The sequence below is a fragment of the Burkholderia sp. BCC1999 genome (assembly GCF_905339975.1).
GTDB lineage: Bacteria > Pseudomonadota > Gammaproteobacteria > Burkholderiales > Burkholderiaceae > Burkholderia.
Genome location: NZ_CAJPHP010000005.1, coordinates 18,286 through 43,625, shown reverse-complemented (window position 1 = coordinate 43,625; position 25,340 = coordinate 18,286). Strand labels below are relative to the sequence as shown.

The 25,340-nt window shown below is 66.5% G+C and carries 20 protein-coding genes and 1 other RNA gene; 11 read left to right on the top strand and 10 right to left on the bottom strand.

From position 1 onward, the window contains the following. Nucleotides 1-112: 112 nt before the first annotated feature. Both U5809_RS08365 and U5809_RS08360 read left to right on the top strand, forming a co-directional pair. Nucleotides 113-1,297 carry a type 1 glutamine amidotransferase gene (locus tag U5809_RS08365; RefSeq protein WP_322086142.1) on the top strand — a complete coding sequence of 395 codons (1,185 nt, stop codon included), beginning with the start codon at nucleotides 113-115 and terminating at the stop codon, nucleotides 1,295-1,297. Nucleotides 1,298-1,412: 115 nt separating this feature from the next. Continuing rightward, the gene (locus tag U5809_RS08360) at nucleotides 1,413-2,102 is read left to right on the top strand and encodes a DUF2968 domain-containing protein (RefSeq protein WP_322086141.1); all 690 of its coding nucleotides are present in this window, start codon (nucleotides 1,413-1,415) and stop codon (nucleotides 2,100-2,102) included. A gap of 90 nt (nucleotides 2,103-2,192) precedes the next feature. Here U5809_RS08360 and U5809_RS08355 read toward each other — a convergent pair whose 3' ends face one another. Continuing rightward, nucleotides 2,193-3,191: a hypothetical protein gene (locus tag U5809_RS08355; protein WP_322086140.1), complete on the bottom strand. Its 999-nt coding sequence runs from the start codon at nucleotides 3,189-3,191 to the stop codon at nucleotides 2,193-2,195. A 279-nt stretch (nucleotides 3,192-3,470) separates the two neighbouring features. Between U5809_RS08355 and U5809_RS08350 the strand changes: the two genes are divergently transcribed. Beyond that, nucleotides 3,471-4,766 (top strand): MFS transporter, encoded by a 1,296-nt coding sequence (locus U5809_RS08350; RefSeq protein WP_176049279.1) that lies wholly within the window; start codon nucleotides 3,471-3,473, stop codon nucleotides 4,764-4,766. A 93-nt stretch (nucleotides 4,767-4,859) separates the two neighbouring features. On the opposite strand, the gene U5809_RS08345 is transcribed toward U5809_RS08350, so the two are convergent. Beyond that, a complete protein-coding gene (locus U5809_RS08345) occupies nucleotides 4,860-6,698 on the bottom strand; it encodes a tetratricopeptide repeat protein (protein WP_415877935.1) in 1,839 nt (612 codons plus the stop codon). Between the two features lie 123 nt (nucleotides 6,699-6,821). Here U5809_RS08345 and U5809_RS08340 point away from each other — a divergent pair, with 123 nt between their 5' ends. Then, nucleotides 6,822-8,468: an FAD-dependent monooxygenase gene (locus U5809_RS08340; protein WP_322086138.1), complete on the top strand. Its 1,647-nt coding sequence runs from the start codon at nucleotides 6,822-6,824 to the stop codon at nucleotides 8,466-8,468. An 8-nt stretch (nucleotides 8,469-8,476) separates the two neighbouring features. Here U5809_RS08340 and U5809_RS08335 read toward each other — a convergent pair whose 3' ends face one another. Genes U5809_RS08335 through U5809_RS08320 form a run of 4 tightly spaced genes read right to left on the bottom strand, consistent with a single transcriptional unit; the run spans nucleotide 8,477 to nucleotide 13,779 of the window. Further along, nucleotides 8,477-8,728 (bottom strand): formate dehydrogenase subunit delta, encoded by a 252-nt coding sequence (locus U5809_RS08335; RefSeq protein WP_322086137.1) that lies wholly within the window; start codon nucleotides 8,726-8,728, stop codon nucleotides 8,477-8,479. A 7-nt stretch (nucleotides 8,729-8,735) separates the two neighbouring features. Next, complete coding sequence (gene fdhF, locus U5809_RS08330) at nucleotides 8,736-11,687, bottom strand: formate dehydrogenase subunit alpha (protein WP_322086136.1); 2,952 nt, start codon at nucleotides 11,685-11,687, stop codon at nucleotides 8,736-8,738. A gap of 17 nt (nucleotides 11,688-11,704) precedes the next feature. Further along, on the bottom strand, nucleotides 11,705-13,282 hold the full coding sequence (locus U5809_RS08325) for a formate dehydrogenase beta subunit (RefSeq protein WP_322086135.1): 1,578 nt from the start codon (nucleotides 13,280-13,282) through the stop codon (nucleotides 11,705-11,707). Next, complete coding sequence (locus U5809_RS08320) at nucleotides 13,279-13,779, bottom strand: NAD(P)H-dependent oxidoreductase subunit E (protein ID WP_322086134.1); 501 nt, start codon at nucleotides 13,777-13,779, stop codon at nucleotides 13,279-13,281. The genes U5809_RS08325 and U5809_RS08320 overlap by 4 nt, the downstream gene beginning before the upstream one ends. 131 nt (nucleotides 13,780-13,910) lie before the next feature. Here U5809_RS08320 and U5809_RS08315 point away from each other — a divergent pair, with 131 nt between their 5' ends. From U5809_RS08315 to U5809_RS08305, 3 genes are all read left to right on the top strand, one after another. Further along, a complete protein-coding gene (locus U5809_RS08315; RefSeq protein WP_322086133.1) occupies nucleotides 13,911-15,017 on the top strand; it encodes a substrate-binding domain-containing protein in 1,107 nt (368 codons plus the stop codon). Nucleotides 15,018-15,118: 101 nt separating this feature from the next. Then, nucleotides 15,119-15,388, top strand: coding sequence for a hypothetical protein (locus tag U5809_RS08310; RefSeq protein WP_176049271.1), 270 nt, complete (start codon nucleotides 15,119-15,121; stop codon nucleotides 15,386-15,388). A gap of 363 nt (nucleotides 15,389-15,751) precedes the next feature. After that, entirely contained in the window at nucleotides 15,752-16,102 is a 351-nt protein-coding gene (locus tag U5809_RS08305; RefSeq protein ID WP_322086132.1) for a DUF4148 domain-containing protein, read from the top strand. 278 nt (nucleotides 16,103-16,380) lie between these two features. On the opposite strand, the gene ssrA is transcribed toward U5809_RS08305, so the two are convergent. The 4 genes from ssrA to ompA all read right to left on the bottom strand — a co-directional run bounded on the left by ssrA (nucleotide 16,381) and on the right by ompA (nucleotide 19,016). Beyond that, nucleotides 16,381-16,750: a transfer-messenger RNA gene (gene ssrA, locus U5809_RS08300) on the bottom strand. Nucleotides 16,751-16,767: 17 nt separating this feature from the next. Next, the gene (gene gph / locus U5809_RS08295) at nucleotides 16,768-17,481 is read right to left on the bottom strand and encodes a phosphoglycolate phosphatase (protein ID WP_322086131.1); all 714 of its coding nucleotides are present in this window, start codon (nucleotides 17,479-17,481) and stop codon (nucleotides 16,768-16,770) included. 13 nt (nucleotides 17,482-17,494) lie between these two features. After that, on the bottom strand, nucleotides 17,495-18,193 hold the full coding sequence (gene ubiG, locus U5809_RS08290; protein ID WP_322086130.1) for a bifunctional 2-polyprenyl-6-hydroxyphenol methylase/3-demethylubiquinol 3-O-methyltransferase UbiG: 699 nt from the start codon (nucleotides 18,191-18,193) through the stop codon (nucleotides 17,495-17,497). A gap of 154 nt (nucleotides 18,194-18,347) precedes the next feature. Continuing rightward, nucleotides 18,348-19,016, bottom strand: coding sequence for an outer membrane protein OmpA (gene ompA / locus U5809_RS08285; protein WP_011351327.1), 669 nt, complete (start codon nucleotides 19,014-19,016; stop codon nucleotides 18,348-18,350). 535 nt (nucleotides 19,017-19,551) lie between these two features. On the opposite strand from ompA, the gene gyrA reads away from it, so the two are divergent. The 4 genes from gyrA to pheA all read left to right on the top strand — a co-directional run bounded on the left by gyrA (nucleotide 19,552) and on the right by pheA (nucleotide 25,192). Beyond that, entirely contained in the window at nucleotides 19,552-22,155 is a 2,604-nt protein-coding gene (gene gyrA, locus U5809_RS08280) for a DNA gyrase subunit A (RefSeq protein WP_282506991.1), read from the top strand. An 83-nt stretch (nucleotides 22,156-22,238) separates the two neighbouring features. Beyond that, nucleotides 22,239-22,838 (top strand): DUF2059 domain-containing protein, encoded by a 600-nt coding sequence (locus U5809_RS08275; RefSeq protein ID WP_021157463.1) that lies wholly within the window; start codon nucleotides 22,239-22,241, stop codon nucleotides 22,836-22,838. Between the two features lie 155 nt (nucleotides 22,839-22,993). After that, nucleotides 22,994-24,076, top strand: a complete 1,083-nt coding sequence (serC, locus tag U5809_RS08270) for a 3-phosphoserine/phosphohydroxythreonine transaminase (protein WP_282506992.1) — start codon at nucleotides 22,994-22,996, stop codon at nucleotides 24,074-24,076. Nucleotides 24,077-24,109: 33 nt separating this feature from the next. After that, nucleotides 24,110-25,192: a prephenate dehydratase gene (gene pheA / locus U5809_RS08265; protein WP_322086129.1), complete on the top strand. Its 1,083-nt coding sequence runs from the start codon at nucleotides 24,110-24,112 to the stop codon at nucleotides 25,190-25,192. Nucleotides 25,193-25,340: the final 148 nt, after the last annotated feature.

Here is a 25,340-nt window from a genome sequence, read left to right as displayed (position 1 = left end):
TCCACTTGCAACAATGGCGACAGGATGTTGCAGGTTTGCCGCGCGATCGTGCACTGAAGCATAATGAATCCTCGTCTATCCATACGCGTGAGCGACGTACCAGACCATCGTCATGAGCGAACACACGCCTTCCCCGGCCGGTCTGCCCGGCACCTCTTCCGCTTCTTCCGATTCCCTCCGTCCCGATCCGGTGCAAACGCCCGATGCGCCGGCCGCGCAAGCCGCCGCACCGAACGTCCCAGCAGACGGCGCGCCGCCGGTCACGGCCGCGTCCGAGCCCGGTGCGTCCGGCGCGGCGGCTGCCGCCGTCGATGGCGTTGCCGCGCCGCCGAAGCCGGGTGCGCCGCCGCCCGGCTTCGGTGCGCAGCCGGATTTCGAAACGGCGCGCCCGCCGCCCGCGAGCGCGCAGAATGCACCGCCGGCCTACCTGAAGCAGAGCGACACGCCATGGTCGGTGTTCGGCCGGATCATCGCGGCGCGGGCACGCCGGCTGTTTGACCGCGCGGGCCAGCGCATTACGCAACGCACGCTGCGCATCGGCGTGTCGGCGCGGATCTTCCATCCGGAACCGGGCGCGAAAGGGCTGCGCGGCAAGACGCTGCAGTATCTCGAGGAATCGATCGCCCACTGGGTGATGTCGCGCGACGTGCTCGTGTTCATGATTCCGACCGTCGGCCACCAGGGGATGATCCACCCGAGCAACATCCGCCTGCGCGACTATGCGAAGCATCTCGACGGCCTGCTGCTGCAAGGCGGCGCCGACGTGTCGCCGCAAACCTACGCGGCATCGGATGTGCGCCCCGAATGGCCGGGCGATCGCGTGCGCGACATGTACGAACTCGAGCTGTTGCATGAATTCGTCGAGTCCGGCAAACCCGTCCTCGGCGTGTGCCGCGGCTGCCAGCTGATCAACGTCGCGTTCGGCGGCTCGCTGTACCAGGACATCGCCACCGATGTGCCGACTGCGAATGCGCACGTGAGCGAGCACTACGACCAGCATCGTCACGCGATCCGTTTCCCGGATTCGTCGACGCTGGCGAGCATGTTCCCCGGGCGCAGCGAAGCGATTGTCAACTCGATCCATCACCAGGCGATCCGCGATCTCGGCCGTGACCTGAACATCGAGGCCGTGTCGGCTGGCGACGGGATCATCGAGGGCATTCGCCATCGCCGCTCGCCGTTCGTCGTCGGCGTGCAGTGGCACCCGGAGTTCCATCGCGCGGGCGGCTCGGAGCTGCTCGACTGCACGCCGCTGCTCGATGCGTTCCTGCGCGCGGCGCGCGAAACGCGCCTGTAGCAGCGGGCTTGCTTCGCGTCGCATGAAGGTCGGCCGCATCCCGATAAATTCGAGATGCGGCCTTTTGGTTTTGAACGATAATCGCGAGTTCCGATTCGTTCGCCGGAGTCTGACGTTGGCTTTCCGAAACTTTTCTCCTGCCCGATGCGCAACGTGGATCGCTGTGCTGGCGGCCTGCGCGCAAACGGGCGCGGCCTGGTCTGCCGACGCGACCGCCCCCGCCGCCGGTACGCGTCCGGCGGTGACGAGCCTGAGCGGCGGCGCAGCGCCGGCGGCCGCGTCTAATGACGCCGCCACGCAAGGCAACGTCGCCGAACTGACGCAGATGCTGCACGACGGACGGATCGTCGAGATGCGCACCACGTACAACGGCAGCTACGGCGCGAGCCTGCTGTTCGATCCGCGCGAGATGACGTACTACGTCGCGCTGTTCCAGGACAAGAATCTGTGGCGCGTGATCCGCTCGCAGGAGAAGAACCGCGCGGAGATGGTGTACGCGAACTTCGTCCAGCAGACCGTGCAACTCGCCGATATCGAGATCCGCCGTACCGAGCTGCAGGCGCAGAAGGCGTTTCTCGAACGCGTGATCGCGCTGCAGTCGAATCGTGCGCAGCAACTGCAGGCCGACCTGAGCGTCGCGCGCAGCCAGCAGGCCGAAGTCGCACAGCGCCAGAAGTCGGCGCAGGAGCAGACGCAGGCGCTGCAGGTCGAGAAGCGTGCCGCGCAGTTGCAGTTGCGCGATCTGCAAGAGCAGGTGCGGCAACTCGAGAAGCAGACCGAGACGGGGCTGCCCGCGCACAAGTAACGAATCGTCAGATGGACGGCAGAGACGAGCGAAACCCGGCGAAGCGATCTTCGCCGGGTTTTTTATTGGGCGGTTGTTATCGGGAAATCGTCAGCGCCCGAATGTGTCTGGTGTGTCGGCCAATCGGCGGTGGGACAGTTGCGACGTCCAGTCGAAACCGGTGGCGCTCGCGTGCGTCGTGCGGGCGGGTTCGGTGCCGCGCAGTGCGTTTGCCATTGCGATCAGCGTGAGCGGATCGTCGAGCGCATCGGGCGCGAGCGGCGGCGGGGCGTGTTGCTCGCGCGCCGCGATGGTCGCCGTTGTGTGCTGGAGCGGGGAATGCGCGGTGCGCTGCTTGACGATCGGTGCTCGGGCGGGCGTCGTTGCCGGTTGACGACCGCCTGCCCGAGAAGGCGATGCAGCGGCAGTGTGTTGTGTGTCGGACGTTGTCTGCGGGCGAGGCGGCGTCGGACGACGGACGACGCGGTGCGGGGCTGGCTGCGATTCGGCCAATTTCGTGACGGGTGTCGCCACCGTGTGCGGCGGCGCGGCGTGCGTCGGCTGATCGGGCTGAACGGGCTGACCGGCGGCGACGCGCACGGTGCCGTTGAATGAGCGAGCGTGATCCGGCACGGTGCTCGCCGTATGAATCGCGTGTGTGGACCCGAAATCCATGGGCAACTCGTGCACGGCGATCAGCCAGCCGATGATACCGAGCGCGCCGATGCTCAAGCAGGTTGCGTACGTCGCGCGCCGGTCCCGACGGTTGCCGGCGGTACGGGGGAGGAGCCAGCCAGTGACGGCAGGCGCGACAGGCACGCCGGTCGACGCTGGCGTCGGTTGCCAGTGGCATGCGCGGTGCGGCCGGTCGACGTCGATGCAGGACGTCGTCAGCGTCGCGAGGTAGTTCCTGGTGGGCTGCGCACCGGGCGCACCGCGAAATTTCCATTCACGGCCGAATGGCGGGACGTGGTCGAGCGGGGCGACGCGAGGGCGGGCGAGCGCGCCTTCGACGGGGACGAGGGGCGTTGGGGTCATGAGGGCGGTGCGCCATGCGACACAGGCGAGCGTGCCGGCGCGGCGCGGAAATGTCGTCGCAAATCGTGACATTGTGGTCAGCCATTGCGGGCCGGTCGATCAGATCAATTCGATTCTCGTGCCCGTTTCAGGGCGACTCGTACGAGTCGGATGCTGCGACGGCAACGACAGCGGCGCTACAAGGCAAATGTCGGCTTCGCGTGGCATCATTCGCGGACCATACCGGTGCACGCATCGTTGCGCGATGCGCCGCCGGAGGGCACCGATGCCCGTGCGCGCCGGCCAGACGCGTCGCGCATCGCCGGGTCCATGCGGCGCGAATTCGCGCCATCCGAGCTGAGCGAGAAAAACATGTCCACAGCGTCACACGCCATCGCACAGGAATCGAAAGTCCGCACCGTGTTCCGGGTCGTCAGCGGCAACTTCCTGGAAATGTACGACTTCATGGTCTACGGGTATTACGCGTCGGCCATCGCGAAAACCTACTTCCCGAGCGGCGACGCATTCGCGTCGCTGATGCTGTCGCTGTCGGTGTTCGGCGCGGGCTTCCTGATGCGGCCGGTCGGCGCAATCGTGCTCGGCGCGTACATCGACCATCACGGTCGCCGAAAGGGGCTGATCCTGACGCTCGGGCTGATGGCGATCGGCACGCTCGCGGTGGCCGCGATACCGGGCTACGCGACGATCGGCGTGCTCGCGCCGGTGCTCGTGCTGCTCGGCCGGCTGCTGCAGGGCTTCTCGGCCGGCGTCGAACTCGGCGGCGTGTCGGTCTACCTGTCGGAGATCGCGACGAAGGGGCACAAGGGGTTCTATACGTCGTGGCAGTCGGGTAGCCAGCAGGTGGCTGTCGTGTTCGCCGCGCTCGTCGGCGTGCTGCTGAACCGCGCGCTGCCGGCCGAGGAGATGACGGCGTGGGGCTGGCGCATTCCGTTCCTGATCGGCTGCCTGATCGTGCCGTTCCTGTTCCTGATCCGCCGTTCGCTGAAGGAGACCGACGAATTCCTCGCGAAGCGTCATCGTCCGACGATGGGCGAGATCATGCGCTCGATGCTCGACAACTGGGGCGTCGTGGTTGCCGGCATGGGGATGGTGATCATGACGACGGTGTCGTTCTACATGATCACCGCCTATACGCCGACCTTCGGCAAGGAAGTGCTGCACCTGTCGTCGCTCGACGCGCTGGTCGTGACCGTCTGCGTCGGTATCTCGAACCTCGTGTGGCTGCCGCTGTCCGGTGCGCTGTCCGACCGTATCGGCCGCCGCCCGGTGCTGATCGCGTTTACGGTGCTGACGCTGTTGACGGCTTACCCGGCCGTGCTGTGGCTCGTCGGCGATCCGTCGTTCCTGCGGCTGCTCGCGGTCGAGCTGTGGTTGTCGTTCCTGTATGCGTCGTACAACGGCGCAATGGTCGTCGCACTGACCGAAGTGATGCCAGCCGACGTGCGCACGGCCGGCTTCTCGCTCGCGTATAGCCTCGCGACGACGATCGGCGGCTTCACGCCCGCGATCTCGACATTGCTGATTCACCAGACGGGCAACAAGGCGGCGCCGGGGCTGTGGCTGAGCGTGGCCGCTATCTGCGGGCTGATCGCGACGCTCGTGCTGTATCGCACGACCGAGGCACGCAACCAGTACAAGGCGGCCTGACGGGCGCCGTTGCATCGCGCCAAAACGCGCGGCACGGGCCGCGCGGATCATATTGAAAAAGGGAGCGCCGCGCGCTCCCTTTTTTGTCTGCGTTCAGGCTTCGCGCAGTTTGCCGGCGACCGTGGCCGCGACGTCGAGCCATTCGCCCGGCGCAGGCTGGCGGGCGATCCGGGCCTGCGGATACCACGGGCAGTCCTCGCCGGTGAACCAGCGCCAGTCGGGCGCGAACGGCAGCATGACCCACAGCGGTTTGCCGAGCGCGCCCGCGAGGTGCGCGACGGCCGTGTCGATCGTGACGACGCCGTCGAGCCGCTCGATCAGCGCGGCCGTATCGGCAAAGTCGTTCAGCCGGCCGTCGAGGCGATGCACGCGCGGATGCGCGTCGACGCGCATGCGTTCGTCGTCGTCGAGGGCCGGTTGCAGCACGATCCAGTCGATGTCCGGCAGTGCGAGCAGCGGCGCGAGCGCATCGAACGGCATCGAGCGGTTTTCCTGCGCCTGCCGGCGCCCCGACCAGGCGAGGCCGAACTTGCGCTTCGACTGCCCGCCGAGCGAGCCGCGAAAGCGCCGCCGGGCGCCGTCGGGCGCGTCGAGGTAGCGCGAGCCGCCGACGATGTCGTCCGGTTGAAGCCCCAGCAGGAACGGCAGGCTCATCAGCGTGCAGGCGACATCCGCCGCAGGCAGCCTGGCAGCGCCCTGCGCGACGAGCGTCACGCGCCAGCGCGACGCGGCCGGCGCCAGCAGTGGCACGAGTTCCGGCTGGACTTCGAGCACGACGTGCGCGCAACGCGCGCGGGCAAGCGGCACGAAGCGGGCGAACTGCAGCGTGTCGCCGAACCCCTGTTCCGCGCGGATCAGCAGCGCGCGTGACGCAATCGGCTCGCCTTGCCAGCGCGGCAGCGTGCCGAGCGGTGTGGCGCCCGGCGTGTCGTGGCGCGCTTCGTATGCAGGCAGGCCGCGCGTGAAGTCGCCGAGCGTCAGCAGTGTGACCGCGCGGTGCAACCGCGCGAGCGTGAGATCGGGCGCGACGCGCAGCGCCTGGTCGAATGCGCGCAGCGCCATCTCATGTGCGCAGAGCGCGTGATGCGCGTTGCCGAGATTCAGCCACGCGAGGCCGAACGACGGATCGAGACCGACGGCGCGCTCGTAGTAGGGCAGCGCATCGCGGTGGCGCGCTTGCGCACACAGGGCGTTCGCGAGCCCGAACAGCGCGAGCGGAAACGGCGGGTGCAGCGCGAGCGCGGCTTCGAACGCGGCTGCCGCTTCGGCATGCCGGCCGAGCGCATCAAATGTGTTGCCGAGATTGAAATGCGCGGCGACGAAACGCGGTTGCGCGGCGATCGCGGCCTGGAAGTGCGCGATCGCGTCGTCGGCGCGGCCGGTCGCGTTCAGCGCCATCGCGAGGTTGTTGTGCGCGCCCGCATGCCCGGGTCGCAGTTCGAGCACGCGACCGAACGCGGCGAGCGCGTCGTCGTGGCGGCCGAGCGCGTTCAGTGCGTTGCCGAGATTGTTGTGGATCGATGCGTCATCGGGCGTGAGCCGCAGCGCGCGGCCGAACGCATCGATCGCATCGTCGTGACGCTGCAGTGCCGCATACGCGTTGCCGAGGTTGTAGTGCGCGAGCGGAAATTCGGGCGCGAGCGTCAGCGCGTTGCGAAAGCGGTCGATCGCCTCGTCGAGCCGGCCGAGCGCCTTCAGCGCATTGCCGAGATTGAGCTGCAGCGCGGCATCGTCCGGGCGCAGCGCGACCGCGCGGCCGACGAGATCGGCTGCTTCGGCATGCTGGCCCTGCTGGTGGCGCAGCACGCCGAACAGGTGCAGCGCGTCGGCGTCGGCGGGGTTGGAGGCGAGCGCGTTGCGATAGCCGTGCTCGGCCTCGGCGAGGCGGCCCGCGCGGTGTGCGGCATATGCCCGGTCGAATACGGAATCCATGACGCGAAAACTGACGGAAAGCCGGTATTTTCCCACACCGCGAGTCGCGGCCGCGCTTCGGCCGGTCGGCATATGGCCCCGTCACGCTGAGCGGCGTAGACTTGCAGGGTCGCGGAGGTTCTCATGGCTGACACACTGCCCGATATCCCGCCCGTGCTGATCGTCGGCGCGGGGCCGACCGGTCTTGCCGCGGCGATGAGCCTCGCGCGGGCCCGCGTGCCGGTGCGCATCATCGATCGCCTCGCAGCGCCCGCGCCGTATTCGCGCGCGATCGGCATCCAGGCGCGCACGCTCGAACTGCTGGAGCAGCATCGCACGGTCGAGCCGTTTCTCGCGCTCGGTCATCGCGCGCACGCGGCCGCGCTGCACGCCGACGGCCGCGTGATCGCGCGGCTCGATTTCGATCCGCTGCAAACGCGCTATCCCTATCTGCTGTTTCTCGACCAGAGCATCACCGAGCGCCTGCTGGCCGAACACCTGGCGCGGCTGGGCGTGACGGTCGAGCGCGGTGCGACGCTGACCGCGTGCGACACGGGCGGCACGTCGCTCGACGTGTCGATCCGCTGCGCGGACGGTCGCGACGAGTCGTTCGCGCCGTCGTACCTGATCGCGGCAGACGGCGCGCACAGCACGGTCAGGCATCTGCTCGGCCTGGGCTTTGCCGGACAGGCATTCGAACAGACGTTCCTGCTCGCCGATTTCGCGGCGATACCCGACTGGCCGGACGAAGAGATCCACCTGTTCACGTCGCCCGAAGGCATGGCCGGCCTGTTTCCGATGGGCGACGGCCGTTACCGGCTCGTGGCCGACCGTCCGCCCGGCAGCGACGCGTCGTCCGATGCGCCGACGCCGACGCTCGCGGAGTGCGACGCGATCGTGCGTAAACGTGCCGGCGTGTCGATCTCGCCGAGCGATCTCGCGTGGTCGTCCTATTTTCACCTGCATAGCCGGATGGTCGACCGGTTGCGTCACGGCCGCGTGTTCTTCGCGGGCGACGCGGCGCACGTCCACAGCCCGGCCGGCGCGCAGGGCATGAACACCGGCATCCAGGAAGCGTTCAATCTCGGCTGGAAGCTCGCGCGCGTGCTTGGCGCCGGCACGCCCGAGCGGCTGCTCGACACGTACCACGCGGAACGCCATCCGATCGAGCGCGACGTGTTGCGGCAGACCGGTTTCGTCACGCAGATGGTCGAAGCCGAGCGCGGCGCGATGAGGCTGCTGCGCGATCATGTCGTGCCGCTGCTGGCGTCGTTCGGGCCGATGCGCGACGCGGTGCGGCGCACGGTCAGCGAGCTTGGCGTGCAGTACCGGAAGAGTCCGCTCACGCTCGAACGCGTGCTCGACGGCGGGCCGCGCGCAGGCGAGCGGGCGCCCGATGCACTCGTGCATGTGCTCGACGGGCCGCTCGGCCGCGCACCGGGAACGGCGCGGCTATATGATCTTCACGATCCGGCGAGCTTCGCGCTGTTGCTGCTGGAAGAGCCGGTGAATGAAGATGCCGGCGGTGTACCGGCCATCGCGGCCGATGCGCAGGCGCTCGTGCAGGGGCTCGAGCGGATCATGCCGGATGCGGTGCGCGTGTGGCGCGTCACCGATACCGCAGGCGACGGGGCCGCCGGGCTGGCGCAGGAATACGGCCGCTCGCGGCCGTCGTTCTACCTGCTGCGGCCGGACGGTTATGTTGCCGCGCGCGGGCGCACGGCAACCGACGCGAACGCGCTGCTGCGCCACTGCGAAACCTGGTTCGCGGGCATGACGCAGTCCGCGTAACGGTGCGCTCAGGCGCTCGCGGCGGCGGGCACGAGCGATGCACGGTGCGCGGCGATCGCGTCGCGCACGATCGGTGCCGCGCGTTGCGCGCCTGCGCTCGACGGATCGTCGAGCGCGGCGAGAAACGCGCGGCGCATCCGCGGTTCCCAGAAGCGCCGGATATGGTCGGCGATGCCGGCCAGCGACTCGTCGCGATCGGGCATCGATTCGAAGAATGCGCCGATCTGGTTGGCCATGTCGATCAGGTGTTCGTGGTCCATCGCTGCCTCACTTGCCTGTCGTCACGGTGTCGGGCGTGGCCGCGCGGCGCTCGAGCAGGTCGATCTGCTCCGCGTTGAAGCGCGCGTACGCGCGCTGCCAGTCGGACGGTTGCGCAACCGGCAGCACCTGCACCGCCGTCACCTTGTATTCCGGGCAGTTCGTCGCCCAGTCGGAACTGTCGGTCGTGATCACGTTCGCGCCCGATTCGGGAAAGTGGAACGTCGTGTACACGACGCCCGGCTGCATGCGCTCCGTCACGAGCGCGCGCAGCACCGTGTGCCCGGCGCGCGATTCGATGCCGACCCAGTCGTCGTTCCGGATCCCGCGATCCTGCGCGTCGTGCGGATGGATCTCGAGGCGATCCTCTTCGTGCCACCGGACATTTTCGGTCCGGCGCGTCTGCGCGCCGACGTTGTATTGCGACAGGATGCGGCCCGTCGTCAGGATCAGCGGATAGCGCTGCGTGACCTTTTCCGGCGTCGGAATGAACTTGGTGATCACGAACCGGCCCTTGCCGCGCACGAACGCATCGATGTGCATGGTCGGCGTGCCTTCCGGCGCGTGTTCGTTGCACGGCCACTGGATGCTGCCGAGCGCATCGAGCTTCTCGTACGACACGCCCGAGAAGGTCGGCGTGAGCCGCGCGATCTCGTCCATGATTTCCGACGGATGCGTGTAGTGCATGTCGTAGCCGAGTGCCTGCGACAGCAGCAGCGTCACTTCCCAGTCCGCATAGCCCGCGAGCGGCGGCATCACCTTGCGCACGCGCGAGATGCGGCGCTCGGCGTTCGTGAACGTACCGTCCTTCTCGAGGAACGTCGAACCCGGCAGCAGCACGTGTGCGTATTTCGCGGTCTCGTTCAGGAAGATGTCCTGCACGACGATGCATTCCATCGCCGACAGCGCGGCCGATACGTGCTGCGTGTTCGGGTCCGACTGGACGATGTCCTCGCCCTGGCAGTAGAGCCCCTTGAAGCTGCCGTCGAGCGCTGCATCGAACATGTTCGGGATGCGCAGCCCCGGTTCCGGTTGCAGCGTGGCCGACCACGCCTGCTCGAACTGCGTGCGCACGACCTCGTCGCTGATGTGCCGGTAGCCGGGCAGTTCGTGCGGGAACGAGCCCATGTCGCACGAGCCCTGCACGTTGTTCTGGCCGCGCAGCGGATTGACGCCGACGCCTTCACGGCCGATGTTGCCGGTCGCCATCGCGAGGTTCGCGATGCCCATTACCGTCGTCGAACCCTGCGCGTGTTCGGTGACGCCCAGCCCGTAATAGATCGCGGCATTGCCGCCCGTCGCGTAGAGGCGCGCGGCCTCGCGCACGCGTTCTGCCGGCACGCCCGTCACGTCGGCGGTCGCCTCCGGTGAATTCTCCTCGCGCGACACGAATTCGCGCCATTGCTCGAATGCGCGCGTGTCGCAGCGCTCGGCGACGAATGCGTCGGCAACGAGCCCTTCGGTGACGATCACGTGCGCGAGCGCGTTGACGATCGCGACGTTGGTGCCGGGGCGCAGTTGCAGGTGATGCGTGGCCTTCACGTGCGGGCCGTCGACGACGTCGATGCGGCGCGGATCGATCACGATCAGCTTCGCGCCTTCGCGCACGCGGCGCTTCATCCGCGAACCGAACACCGGATGGCCGTCGGTCGGATTCGCGCCCATCACGACGATCACGTCGGCCTGGCCGACCGATGCGAACGTCTGCGTGCCGGCCGATTCGCCGAGCGTCGTCTTCAGGCCATAGCCGGTCGGCGAATGGCACACACGAGCGCAGGTATCGACGTTGTTGTTGCCGAACGCGGCGCGCACGAGCTTCTGCACGAGATAGGTTTCCTCGTTCGTGCAGCGCGACGACGTGATGCCGCCGATCGAATCGCGGCCGTACTTCTGCTGCAGCTTGCGGAATTGCGTTGCCGCGTAGGTGAGCGCTTCGTCCCAGCTCACTTCGCGCCACGGGTCGGTGATCTTCTCGCGGATCATCGGCTTCGTGATGCGGTCCTTGTGCGTGGCATAGCCCCAGGCGAAGCGTCCCTTCACGCACGCGTGGCCTTCGTTCGCAAGGCCGTTCTTGTGCGGCGTCATGCGCACGACCTGCGTGCCCTTCATCTCGGCCTTGAACGAGCAGCCGACACCGCAGTACGCGCAGGTCGTGATCACGGAGTGTTCGGCCTGCCCGAGCTGCACGACGGATTTTTCCTGCAGCGTGGCCGTCGGACATGCGGCGACGCACGCGCCGCACGACACGCATTCCGACGCCATGAACGATTCGCTTTCGCCCGCGGCCACGCGCGATTCGAAGCCGCGCGCGGCGATCGTCAGCGCGAACGTGCCCTGCGTTTCCTCGCACGCGCGGACGCAGCGGTTGCAGACGATGCACTTCGACGGGTCGTACGTGAAATACGGGTTCGATTCGTCCTTGCGGTCTTTCAGGTGATTCGCGCCGTCGAAGCCGTAGCGCACTTCACGCAGCCCGACGACGCCCGCCATGTCCTGCAGTTCGCAGTCGCCGTTGGCGGGGCAGGTGAGGCAGTCGAGCGGATGGTCGGAGATGTACAGCTCCATCACGTTGCGGCGCAGCGACTGCAGCCGGTCAGACTGCGTGCGCACCTTCATGCCGGCTTCGGCAGGTGTCGTACACGACGCCGGATAACCGCGCCGGCCTTCGATCTCGACGAGGCACAGCCGGCACGAGCCGAACGGCTCGAGCGAATCGGTTGCGCAGAGTTTCGGGACGTTGACGCCGGCTTCGATCGCCGCGCGCATCACCGACGTGCCGGCCGGTACCGTCACCGGCTGGCCGTCGATTTCGAGCGTGACATCGGTATCGGCGTGCCGTTGCGGCGTGCCGTAATCGGTATCGTCGAACGGATCGCGCTCGCGCGCCTGTGCGGCGCTCTTGCACGCGCATTGGCCCGAGCCGCAGCCGCCTTGGCGGACGTTGTTCGTGTCGAGGGACATGCAGGGCTCCTTCTGGGTCAGGCCGCAGCCTTGACCGGGCCCGACGCGGCATCCTTGCCGGCAGCGAGCCCGAAATCTTCGGGGAAATGGTCGAGTGCGGACAGCACCGGGTACGGCGTCATGCCGCCCATCGCGCACAGCGAGCCAGCCAGCATCGTGTCGCACAGGTCGCGCAGCAGCGTGACCTGACGCTCCGACGTGTCGCCGTCGCGGATGCGTGCGATCGTCTCGACGCCGCGCGTCGAGCCGATCCGGCACGGCGTGCACTTGCCGCACGATTCGATCGCGCAGAACTTCATCGCGTATTCGGCCAGCTCGGCGAGGTTCGACGTGTCGTCGTGAAGAACGATCCCGCCATGGCCGACGACCGCGCCGATCGCCGTATACGCCTCGTAGTCGAGCGGCACGTCCCACTGATGGTCGGGCAGGTAGGTGCCGAGCGGGCCGCCGACCTGGGCGGCGCGAGCGGGCCGGCCGCTGGCCGTGCCGCCGCCGAAGTCGAACAGCAGTTCGCGCAGCGTGACGCCGAACGCGAGTTCGACGAGGCCGCCTTGACGGATGTTGCCCGCGAGCTGGAACGGCAGCGTGCCGCGCGAGCGGCCCATCCCGTAATCGCGATAGAACGCCGCGCCGCGCGCGAAGATCACGGGCGCCGTCGCGAGCGTGATCACGTTGTTGATGACGGTCGGCTGGCCGAACAGGCCGGCGAGCGCGGGCAGCGGCGGCTTCGCGCGCACGACGCCACGCTTGCCCTCGAGCGATTCGAGCAGTGCCGTTTCCTCGCCGCATACGTACGAGCCCGCGCCTTTCGCGACGTGCAGCTCGAACGCGTGCGCGGAGCCGAGTACGTGGTCGCCGAGCCAGCCGGCTTCGCGGGCGCGGACGATCGCGGCTTCAAGCGTGGCGATCGCGTGCGGATATTCGCTGCGCACGTAGATGTAACCGATCGTCGCGCCTGTCGCGATGCCCGCGATGATCATCCCTTCGATCAGGCAGTACGGATCGCATTCCATGAGCAGGCGGTCGGAGAACGTGCCCGAATCGCCTTCGTCCGCGTTGCAGACGATGTACTTCTGCGCGGCGCGCGCGTTCCGCACGGTGCGCCACTTGATGCCGGCCGGGAACGCCGCGCCGCCGCGGCCGCGCAGCCCCGATTCGAGCAGCGTCTCGCATGCGGCATCGCCGTCGAGCGCGAGTGCGTTCTTCAGGCCCGCGAGGCCTTCGTGTTGCAGGTAGTCGTCGATCGACAGCGGATCGGTCAGGCCGATCCGCGCGAACGTGAGGCGTTGCTGGCGCGCAAGATAGGGCAGCGCATCGACGAGGCCGATGGCGCTCGGGTGCGTGCCGCCGTCGAGCCAGTTGGCGTCGAACAGGGACGGCACGTCGGCGGCCGACAGGTTCGCGTAGCCGACACGGCCCGCGGCCGTGCCAACCTCGACGAGTGGCTCGAGCCACAGGAGCCCGCGCGAGCCGTTGCGGACCAGTTCGATCGCGACGCCGCGCCGTTCGGCTTCAGCGACGATCGCGGCGGCGAGCGCGTCGGCGCCGAGCGCCAGCGCAGATGAGTCGCGCGGAACGTAGATGCGGGTCGTCATGCGGCCTCCGGCGTGCGGGCGACCGCGTCGGCGAGCAGCGCGTCGAACTTCGCCGGCGTGACCTTCGCGTGCAGCACGCCGTTGACCGTCAGCGACGGCGACTGCGCACACAAGCCGAGGCAGTACACCGATTCGAGCGCGACGGCGTCCGGCGCGTGCGTAGCCGCGGCATCGCCGTGCGCTGCATCGAACCGGCAGCCCGTGCGCGCTTCCGCGTGTGCGGCCAGCGTTTCGCAGCCCATGCTGCGGCACGCTTCGGCGCGGCACATCTGGATCGTCACACGCGCGGGCGGCGCGGTGCGGAAGTGGTGGTAATAGGTCAGTACGCCGTGCACTTCCGCGCGCGACAGGTTGAGTGCCTTGGCGAGCGGCGCGACGCAGCCCGGCGGCACGTAGCCGGCGTCGTCCTGGATCGCATGCAGGATCGCGACGAGCGACTGGCCGGCGCGCGCATGACGCTCGACCAGCGCGTCGGGCGCAGGGGAATTCGGGGACATCGGTTATGCTCCTCCAAAGTCTCATATGCGCTCGAAATTCATATAGTGCGCACCGTGACTTCGTTCTGATTGATTTTGACCAACGATAAGCGGAAGATTTCGCGGTCGCAATAGGAAATCGGAGTGCATAATTGATTCGAATCGAATGCGACGCGTATCTGACCGTACGCGACACGGAAGGCCGGTCGGCCAGCCTGTCGGATGTTGCGCCGTTACTGGAACTCGTGGCCGACACGGGCAGCATTGCGCAGGCGGCGCAAGCCAAAGGACTGTCGTACCGGCACGCTTGGGGCATGCTCCGCGCGCTGGAGGCATGCATCGGCGGTGAGCTGATCGAAACGGCACGCGGCAAGGGATCGACGTTGTCGGCGCTCGGGCAGGCGGTCGTCGATGCGCAGCGTCTCGCGCGCAGCCGGCTCGACGGGAATTTGCGCACGCTGGCGGCCGAAGTGGCGAGCGACCTGAACCGGCGGCTCGCGCAGCGCGACGGCGCCGTGCGCATCCACGCGTCGCACGGCTACGCGGTCGCGACGCTCGTCTCCGCGCTCGTCGATGTGCAGGCCGCCGTCGACATCAAGTATCGCGAGAGCGTCGAAGCCGTGCAGGCACTCGCGCGCTGCGAATGCGACCTGGCCGGCTTTCACCTGCCGCGCGGAGCGTTTCGCGCGCAATGCGCGCAGATCTACCGGCCGTGGCTCGACGACACGCGCCATGTGCTGATTCATCTGACGCGACGCCAGCAGGGGCTGTTCGTGCCACGCGGCAACCCGAAGCAGGTCCGCGGGCTCGCGGATCTCGCGCGCAACGACATCCGCTTCGTCAACCGGCAGCCGGGGTCGGGCACGCGCATGCTGCTGGACCTCGCGCTGCGCGCGATCGGCATCGATCCGGAGCGCATCGACGGCTATGCATCGGCCGAGCTCACGCATTCGGCGATCGCGGCGTTCGTCGCGAGCGGGATGGCCGATCTCGGCTTCGGCGTCGAGCCGGCCGCCCATCATTTCGGGCTCGATTTCATCCCGGTCGTCGACGAGGACTATTACTTCGCGTGCGAACGCGCGCGGCTCGACGCGAGGCCGCTCGCCGGCGTGCTGGCGCTGCTGCGCGACGCACGTTTCGTCGAGCGCGTCGCGCATCTGGACGGCTACGATCCGGCCGCGTGCGGCACGCTGACGAGCGTTGCGAGCGGGCTGGCCGGCGGCGACGGCACGCACGCGCAGGGCGGCAACTCCCGGTAACGGGGACACGATCGAGCCGCGCTGCAGCAGCGGGGGATTTGCGCTACGCTTGCCGCTTGATCAACGTTCCAACAAGCACGCCGTTCAGGCGTCATTCCGCCATGAAATTTTCCGTTTCCCTTGCCGCGGCAGCGTTGACCGCGGGGCTGCTGGTCGTCGCTTCGCCGTTTGCGCTCGCGCAGAATTCCCCGGGTGTGCCGGGCGGCATCCTGAGCGAGCAGTTTCGTTTGAACGAACATCCGCAGATGCCTTTCGCGGCGTCGGCGCCGTCGCAGAAATACCAGGGCAGCAAGAAGTCGGCGTTGCGCCGCAAGGGCGACCTTGGCGATCCGAACGGCTGCAACCTGAAGTGCCCGATGGATACCCAGTAATGCGCTGACCGGCGCGTTTACGCTCCGGGTGAGGCGCTGTGCTTTCGCGCAGCGGCCAAGTCTCCTGACCGACAGGCGTACGAGCGCCGTCCCCGGATCTGATCATGTTCGAGCCCCGCGAAGCGTTGCCGCTTCGCGGGGCTCGTGCTTTTCGGCGAGGCTGCATGCAAGGGGTTGCCGGACGAAACCGCCGTTTGCACGCGTCGCTGTCCTGGCAATCTATCTAGGGTTAACCCGTAATCCAGGAAGGATGTCTTCCAGAAACCTGCCTTATTCTTAAGCATCCGCCTACATAAACTTCGGTTTGTCAGCGATGAACAAGGTGTTCACCGCGAACACAGACAAATCTGGAGGTAGGTCATCATGAAGTCGCTCGTTCAAGCTGTTGTCGTCGCCGCCGCTCTCGTTGCCCCGGTCGTGTCGTTCGCCCAGTCGGGCTCGACGATCACCCGCGCGCAGGTCCGTGCCGAACTGGTCCAGCTCCAGCAGGCCGGCTACAACTCCGCCCGCGGCGAAGATCCGCACTATCCGGAAGCGATCCAGGCCGCCACGGCCCGTGTTGCAGAGCAGCAGCGTGCGCTGGCGCAAGCGCAAGGCGCCGACGCCAGCGGCTACGGTGCACAGGCTCAGGGCGCATCGGCGTCGGGTTCGCGCGCGATGGGCGTGCGTCCGGCCAGCACTGAAGAAATGAAGTCGCTGTATCGCGGCAGCTAAGTCGCGCATCGCTCGGCGTGCGTGAGCGCCGGGTGCGACGACGCGTCGTGCCCGACGTTGCGGTAGCCGGGCAGGCCGCAGTCAGGCGCGGCCAATCGCTGCGCGGGCGCGGCCGACCATCCGTCACCTCCTGCCGCCGGAGCACCGGCGGCATTCCGCCCGGCCGCCCGTCCGTGGCTGGGCGCTTTTTCGGCAGGAGAGGGATGCATGCGTTTCGCCGGCAACAAAAAACCCCGCAGACTTGCGTCATGCGGGGTTCGTGCGACGAGCGCGGAATTTGGTGGAGGCGGCGGGAATCGAACCCGCGTCCAGAAGCGCTCCACGACTAGTTCTACATGTTTAGTCCAGTCTTTTGATTTAACCGCAGCGACGCGGACGAACACGCTGCACTACGGCGATTCGCTAGGTTTTCGACCCTGGCGTCGCGACGCCGACAGGGCTTAACTGACGTAAATGACCTCTGGCGGTATTGCTACCGGTCTTGCGACACTAGCCCGTCAGTGAACTAGGCAGAGGACGGCGGCCGTTAGGCTGCCAGTGCGAACGTATCGTCGTTTGCAGTTACGATTTTCCCATTGATTAACGAGGTGACGGGTCCTCGACATGCCCTAGCCGCTTCACAACCCCTGTCGAAACCAGGTCGCCCCCGCGGATAAGATCAAACATTATAGCCCAACATCGCGCAACAGTTCGCGCAGTTCCTGCGTCGTATCGACGAGATGCTGCGCTTGCCAGTCGGCCGGTGCGACGCCGTCGCCGCAATAGCCGTACGCGGCCGCGACTGTCGCCATGCCCGCAGCGCTGCCGGCCTGAATGTCGCGCAGGTCGTCGCCGACGTAGACGATGCGCGCGGGCGCGAGCGTCAACTGGTCGGCAGCGTGCAGCAACGGGGCAGGGTGCGGCTTCGGGTGCGGCGTTGTGTCGCCCCCGACGATGCAGGCGGCGCGCGGTGCGAGGCCGAGCAGGTCGACGAGCGGTGCCGTGAGCCGCATCGCCTTGTTCGTGACGATGCCCCAGCGCACGCCGCGCGCATCGAGTTCGTCGAGCACGTCGCCGATGCCGGGGAACAGCGACGTATGCACGCAGAGATCCGTCGCGTAGTTGGTCAGAAACTCGTCGCGCATCGCTTCGTAGCCGGGCGTGTGCGGATCGATGCCGAACGCGCCGCCGAGCAGGCCGCGCGCGCCGGCCGAAGCCAGCGGGCGCAACACGTCGAGCGACGTTTCGGGCAGGCCGCGCTCGCGCTGCATCTTGTTGACGGCCGCCGCGAGATCGGGCGCCGTATCGGCAAGCGTGCCGTCGAGGTCGAACAGCACGGCATCGCAGTGCAGCAGGCGCGGTTCGTCTGCAGCCCGCGCGGTCGAAAGGGGAGTCGTCATGCCGGTCGGAAGGTCACGCGGCGCGGCGGCACGCGATGAGGTAGTTGATGTCGGTGTCGTTCGACAGCGCGAAGCGCTTGCCGATCGGGTGGTACGTGATGCCCTTGATCTCCACGATGTGCAGATCCGTCGCGCGCACGAAGCCGGCCAGTTCCGACGGGCGGATGAAGCGCGCGTAGTCGTGCGTGCCCTTCGGCAGCATCTGCGCGATGTACTCCGCGCCGATCACCGCGAACAGGTAGGACTTCAGGTTGCGGTTCAGCGTCGAGAAGAACACCCAGCCGCCCGGTTTCACGAGCGTCGCGCATGCGGCGACGATATCACCGGGCGACGGCACGTGCTCGAGCATCTCCATGCACGTGACGACGTCGTAGGTGCCCGGTTCGCGCGCGGCGATCGCTTCGGCGGCGATGGCCTCGTAGTCGACCGTGATGCCGCTTTCGAGGCTGTGCAGGTCGGCGACGCCAAGTGCTTCGGTCGACAGGTCGATGCCCTTCACGTGGGCGCCTAGCCCGGCCATCGATTCGGACAGGATGCCGCCGCCGCAGCCGATGTCGAGTGCGCGCTTGCCGGCCAGGTGCGCGTGGGCATCGATCCAGCCGAGCCGGACCGGGTTCAGGTCGTGCAGCGGCTTGAATTCGGCATTCGGATCCCACCACAGGTGGGCGAGGTCGCTGAATTTCTGGAGTTCGTGCGGATCGGCGTTGGTCATGTCGGCAAACGGGCTACGGAAGGAGGGCGGTGCTGCGGTTCGTCAGACCCGAGTATATAAGAAGCGGACGAGCGGCGAAGCGGCGAGCGCCCGGACGGGCATCAAAGAAAAAGCCCCGCCGGAGCGGGGCTTTGAAGCAGTCGAAAACCGCGGCTTAGTTTGCCGGAACGGTCGTCTTCTGGACTTCTTGCGTACCAACCACTTCGACTTCCACGCGGCGGTCCGGTGCGAGGCAGGCGATGAGTTGCTTGCGGTTCTTCTGGTTGCAGCCAGTCGTAACCGGGTTGCGCTTGCCCTTGCCTTCCGTGTAGATCTTGTTGGCCGGCACACCCTTGCTGACCAGGTACGACTTCACGGCTTGCGCACGGCGCAGCGACAGACGGTCGTTGTACTTGTCCGAACCGATGCGGTCCGTGTAGCCCGTTGCAACGACGACTTCCGTGTTCATGCCTTCGATCTTCGAAGCCAGTTCGTCCAGCTTCTGCTTGCCCAGCGGCTTGAGCGTTGCCTTGTCGAAGTCGAACAGTGCGTCAGCTTGATACGTGATCTTCTGGCTCGTAATGGCCGGAGCGACCGGAGCGACCGGCGGCTGCGGTGCCTGGGCGACCAGTGCGCCATCGCACTTCGCGTTGGCGGTGGCCGGCGTCCAGAATGCATCGCGCCAGCAGAGCTCGTTCGTGCCGTTCATCCACACCCATTCGCCCGTGCCGTTCACCCAGTTGTCATTGACGGCTTGACGCGACGCCGGCACCGACTGTGCCGAAGCGGATGCAGCCATAACTGCGGTAGCTGCAATGAACGCGAGCTTTGAAAGTTTATTCATATTTCTCCTCTCGAAATTGAGATTACCGCAGGTTTACTGCGAGCCTGTTGACGGTGACAAGTCATACATTGCTCGAAGTATAACATTGGTGCGGTACAAAAAACGCGGCACCGCTCTGTGTAGACTTTAGACTTCGAGCAGCGTCTAACCCTCAGTGCGTTGGCATTTTGCCATATCGTTCCCTTCCTACGAAAAAAAATCCTCCCCACCCTAAGATCGCTTCAACTTTGTGGTGCATGCGCAACACCGGCCTGCCGCAACTTTTAGAAATTGTCAAGAGTGTGTCGGCGAAATTGCGCGAATGTGTGCAGTTGTTTACTCGTGCGCGTGAAACGGGCGTGACGGGATTGCCTGCGACGTCGCGTCGCGTGCGATTTTGGTCGAATCGCCGGCGCCGCGATTTTTGCTATTTATATATAGAGGGGGGGAGCGAATTGGCGGCTGATGGGCGCATGTTAGAATCTCGCGTTGCGTTGCGCATGCAGCGCCCACGCGAAAGGCGTTCGCCGTCTTCGCTCCGAAACGATACGGATACATGGATCAATTCGCCAAAGAGACCCTGCCCACCTCCCTAGAGGAGGAAATGCGCCGTTCGTATCTCGATTACGCGATGAGCGTGATCGTCGGACGTGCCCTCCCGGATGTCCGCGATGGCCTGAAGCCCGTGCACCGGCGCGTGTTGTTCGCGATGCACGAACTGAACAACGACTGGAACCGTGCGTACAAGAAGTCGGCGCGTATCGTCGGCGACGTGATCGGTAAATACCACCCTCACGGCGATACCGCGGTCTACGACACGATCGTGCGGATGGCGCAGGACTTCTCGCTGCGCTACATGCTGATCGACGGGCAGGGCAACTTCGGCTCGATCGACGGCGACAACGCCGCAGCGATGCGTTACACCGAAATTCGCATGGCGAAGATCGGTCACGAACTGCTCGCCGACATCGACAAGGAAACGGTCGATTTCGAGCCGAACTACGACGGCAACGAAACGCAGCCGTCGGTCCTGCCGTCGCGCATCCCGAACCTGCTGATCAACGGCTCGTCGGGCATCGCGGTCGGCATGGCGACCAACATCCCGCCGCACAACCTGAACGAAGTCGTCGACGCGTGCCAGCACCTGCTGGGCAACCCGGAAGCGACGATCGACGAGCTGATCGAGATCATCCCGGCGCCGGACTTCCCGACGGCCGGCATCATCTACGGCGTCGCAGGCGTGCGCGACGGCTACCGCACGGGGCGCGGCCGCGTCGTGATGCGCGCGGCCACGCACTTCGAGGAGATCGACCGCGGCCAGCGGATGGCGATCATCGTCGACGAGCTGCCGTACCAGGTGAACAAACGCTCGCTGCTCGAGCGGATCGCCGAGCTCGTCAACGAGAAGAAGCTCGAAGGCATCTCCGACATCCGCGACGAGTCCGACAAGAGCGGCATGCGCGTCGTGATCGAGCTCAAGCGCGGCGAAGTGCCGGAAGTGGTGCTGAACAACCTGTACAAGGCGACCCAGCTCCAGGACACGTTCGGCATGAACATGGTCGCGCTCGTCGACGGCCAGCCGAAGCTGCTGAACCTGAAGGAAATCCTGCAGTGCTTCCTGTCGCACCGACGCGAAGTGCTGACGCGCCGCACGATCTACGAACTGCGCAAGGCCCGCGAACGCGGCCACGTGCTCGAAGGTCTCGCGGTCGCGCTCGCGAACATCGACGATTTCATCGCGATCATCAAGGCCGCGCCGACGCCGCCGATCGCGAAAGCGGAGTTGATGGCGAAGCCGTGGGATTCGTCGCTCGTGCGCGAGATGCTGACCCGTGCCGAAGCCGAGAACGCGGCGGCCGGCGGCCGCTCCGCGTACCGTCCGGAAGGCTTGAACCCGGCGTTCGGCATGCAGAGCGACGGGCTGTACCGTCTGTCCGACACGCAGGCCCAGGAAATCCTGCAGATGCGTCTGCAGCGCCTGACCGGCCTCGAGCAGGACAAGATCATCGGCGAGTACCGTGAAGTGATGGCGCAGATCGCCGACCTGCTGGACATCCTCGCGCGCCCCGAGCGGATCACGACGATGATCGGCGAGGAGCTGACCTCGGTGAAGGCCGAATTCGGCGACGCGCGCCGCTCGAAGATCGAGCTGAACGCGACCGAGCTGAACACCGAGGATCTGATCACGCCGCAGGACATGGTCGTCACGATGTCGCACGCGGGCTACGTGAAGTCGCAGCCGCTGTCCGAGTACCGCGCGCAGAAGCGCGGCGGCCGCGGCAAGCAGGCGACGCAGATGAAGGAAGACGACTGGATCGAGACGCTGTTCATCGCGAACACGCACGATTACATCCTGTGCTTCTCGAACCGCGGCCGCGTGTACTGGGTCAAGGTCTATGAAGTGCCGCAGGGTTCGCGCAACTCGCGCGGCCGGCCGATTGTCAACATGTTCCCGCTGCAGGAAGGCGAGAAGATCAACGTCGTGCTGCCGGTCAAGGAATTCTCGGCCGACAAGTTCATCTTCATGGCGACGTCGCTCGGCACCGTGAAGAAGACGCCGCTCGAGGCATTCAGCCGTCCGATGAAGAAGGGCATCATCGCGGTCGGCCTCGACGACGGCGACTTCCTGATCGGTGCGTCGATCACCGACGGCGCGCACGACGTGATGCTGTTCTCCGATTCCGGCAAGGCCGTGCGCTTCGACGAGAACGACGTGCGTCCGATGGGGCGCGAGGCGCGAGGCGTGCGCGGCATGCAGCTCGAGGACGGGCAGCAGGTCATCGCGCTGCTGGTTGCCGGCAGCGAGGAGCAGACCGTGCTCACCGCGACCGAGAACGGCTACGGCAAGCGCACGCCGATCACCGAATACACGCGTCACGGCCGCGGCACGAAGGGTATGATCGCGATCCAGACGTCCGAGCGTAACGGCAAGGTGGTGGCCGCGACGCTCGTCGACGCCGAGGATCAGATCATGCTGATCACGACGGCCGGCGTGTTGATTCGCACCCGTGTGTCCGAGATTCGCGAGATGGGGCGTGCTACGCAAGGTGTTACACTCATCAGTCTCGATGAGGGTACCAAGCTCTCCGGCCTGCAGCAGATCGCGGAGGCCGAGGAGGGCGATGGCGAGGCCGACGAGGCGTCGGACGGCGAAGCCTGAAGAACGGATGAGACTCTAGCCGCCGCGGGCGAAAAGCGCCGCGGCCGGCGAGCAACCATTCATATTTCCAAAAGGGAGTGATGATGCAAAAGCAATTCAAGCAACTGGTCCTGCTGGCTGCACTGGTGCCGACGTTCGCGATGGCGCAAGCGCTGTCGAATTCCGCACCGGCGCCTGCCGCGGCAGCTGCGCCGATCGACGCCGACAAGAAGGCGGCGATCAAGGATCTGCTCGACGCGATCGACGCGCCGAAGCTCGTGTCGGCAATCGGCAACAGCGCCGAAATGCAGGCCAAGCAACTCGTGCCGGCGATCCTGTCGGACGCGCTGTCGGAAAACAAGACGCTGAACGACAAGCAGAAGCAGGCTGCCGTTCCGACGCTGCAGAAGAACGCCGTGCCGAAGCTGGTTGACGGCGCAGGCAAGGTGTTCGGTACGCAACAGTTCCAGAACGACGCGATGTCGGCTCAGTACGACGCCTACGCGAAGTACTACAGCACGTCGGAGATCAAGGATCTGACGACGTTCTACAAGAGCCCGACGGGCCGCAAGTTCATCCAGGTTCAGGATCAGGTCGGTCGCGACGTGGTCAACGGCCTGATGCAGAAGTACATGCCGCAAGCGATCCAGGCAACGCGTACGCAGGCTGACAAGGAAGTCGCAGCAGTCAAGCCGGGCAAGTAAAGCCGTCCGGGCACGCCATCGGCCGTTCGGCCGGGTTTGGCGGGAGCCTGACGACAGTGCGATAATGGCCGTTTGCGCGCGAGCGCAAGCGGCCATTTCTTTTCTGGCGCGTTCTGCCGGCGGCGAGCCGGTCGCGTCCCTCCGAGGTTTTCACGATGCGCGTCTTTAATTTCTCCGCCGGCCCTGCGGCGATGCCCGAGGAAGTGCTGCGGCAAGCCGCCGACGAAATGCTCGACTGGCACGGCAGCGGCATGAGCGTGATGGAGATGAGCCATCGCGGAAAGGAGTTCATGTCGATCCACGAGGCCGCGCTGACTGATCTGCGCGACCTGCTCGGCGTGCCGGCCAGCCACCGGATCCTGTTCCTGCAGGGCGGCGGCATCGCCGAAAACGCGATCGTGCCGATGAACCTGCTCGGCTCGCGCAAGACGGCCGACTTCGTCGTGACGGGTTCGTGGTCGCAGAAATCGTTCAGCGAAGCGAAGAAATACGGCACGCCGCATCTCGCCGCAACCGGCAAGACCGAAGACGGCTTCACGCGTGCACCCGCACGGGCCGAATGGCAGCTGTCGGACGATCCGGCCTACGTGCATCTGTGCACCAACGAGACGATCGACGGCGTCGAGACGTTCGAGATTCCGGATCTCGGCGACGTGCCGCTGGTCGCGGACGTCTCGTCGCACATCCTGTCGCGCCCGATGGACGTCGCGAAGTACGGCGTGCTGTTCGGCGGCGCGCAGAAGAACATCGGGATGGCCGGCGTGACGGTCGTGATCGTGCGCGAGGATCTGCTCGATCGCGCGCTGTCGATCTGCCCGTCCGCATTCGAATGGAAGACGATTGCCGCGAACAACTCGCTGTACAACACGCCGCCCACCTACGCGATCTACATCGCGGGCCTCGTGTTCCAGTGGCTGAAGCGGCAGGGTGGCCTCGAAGCGATCGAGGCCCGCAATACCGAAAAAGCGAAGCTGCTCTACGACACGATCGATGCGAGCAGCTTCTATCTGAACAAGGTCGAGCCTTCGGCGCGTTCACGGATGAACGTGCCGTTTTTCCTGGCCGACGAAACGCGCAATGAAGACTTCCTTGCCGGCGCAAAGGCGCGCGGGCTGCTGCAGCTGAAGGGCCACAAGTCCGTCGGCGGCATGCGGGCGTCGATCTACAACGCGGTGCCGCTCGAGGGCGTGAAAGCGCTCGTCGAGTACATGAAGGACTTCGAGCAGCGCGGCGCCTGACGGCGGCGCTGTTCAAACAGCACGGCAAAACGCATGGACGACGAACTGAATTCCCGCCTGAAACCGCTGCGTGATCGCATCGACGCGATCGACGCGCAGCTGATCGCACTCCTGAACCAGCGCGCCGCGGTGGCGCTGGAGGTGGGCGAGGTCAAGAAGCATTTCAACGCACCGGTGTTCCGGCCGGAGCGCGAGCTGCAGGTGATCGCGCGGCTGCAAGACATGAGTGCGGGGCCGCTCGCGAGCGAGCACATCAGCGCCATCTGGCGCGAGATCATGGCCGCGAGCCGCGCGCTCGAACAGACGATCCACGTCGCGTTCCTCGGGCCGGTCGGCACGTACAGCGAACAGGCGATGCTCGAGTATTTCGGCCAGTCGATCGAAGGGCTGCCGTGCCCGTCGATCGATGAGGTGTTCCGCTCGGTCGAGGCCGGTGCGTCCGCGTTCGGCATCGCACCGGTCGAGAATTCGACCGAAGGTGCCGTGTCGCGCACGCTCGACCTGCTGCTGCAGACGCAACTGCTGATCAGCGGCGAACTCGCGCTGCCGATTCACCACAACCTGCTGACGCAAAGCGGTACGCTCGACGGCGTGAAGCGCGTCTGCGCGCATGCGCAGGCGCTCGCGCAATGCCAGCAGTGGCTCGCGGCGAATGCGCCGCAGCTCGAGCGGCAGGCGGTGGCGAGCAACGCGGAGGCTGCGCGTCTCGCGGCGGCCGACCCGGCCGTCGCAGCGATCGCGGGCGATCGCGCGGCCGCGCACTACGGTCTGCAGATCGCGTTCTCGCTGATCCAGGACGATCCGCACAACCGCACGCGCTTCGTGATCATCGGCAAGCAGCCGGCCGGGCAAAGCGGTCACGACCAGACGTCGCTGATCGTGTCGGTGAAGAACGAGCCGGGCGCCGTGTTCAAGCTGCTCGAGCCGCTCGCGCGGCACGGCGTGTCGATGACACGCTTCGAGTCGCGTCCGGCGCGCGTCGGCACGTGGGAGTACTACTTCTACATTGACATCGAGGGGCATCGCGACGATGCGGCGGTGGCGGCCGCGCTCGCGGAGCTCGGCCAGAAGGCCGCGTTCCTGAAGATACTCGGTTCGTATCCGAGCGCACGCTGACGCGCGTCGGCGCGTCGCGTGCTCGTGCAGGCGCGGCGGCCAGGCGGGCAGGGCAGGCCGGTCGGCGCTGCCGAAGGCGGGTTCGGGCGGTATTCGGTGCAGGATGCGCCGGGTGCGGGCTCGTTGCCCGGAATCTGGAATTCCGCGT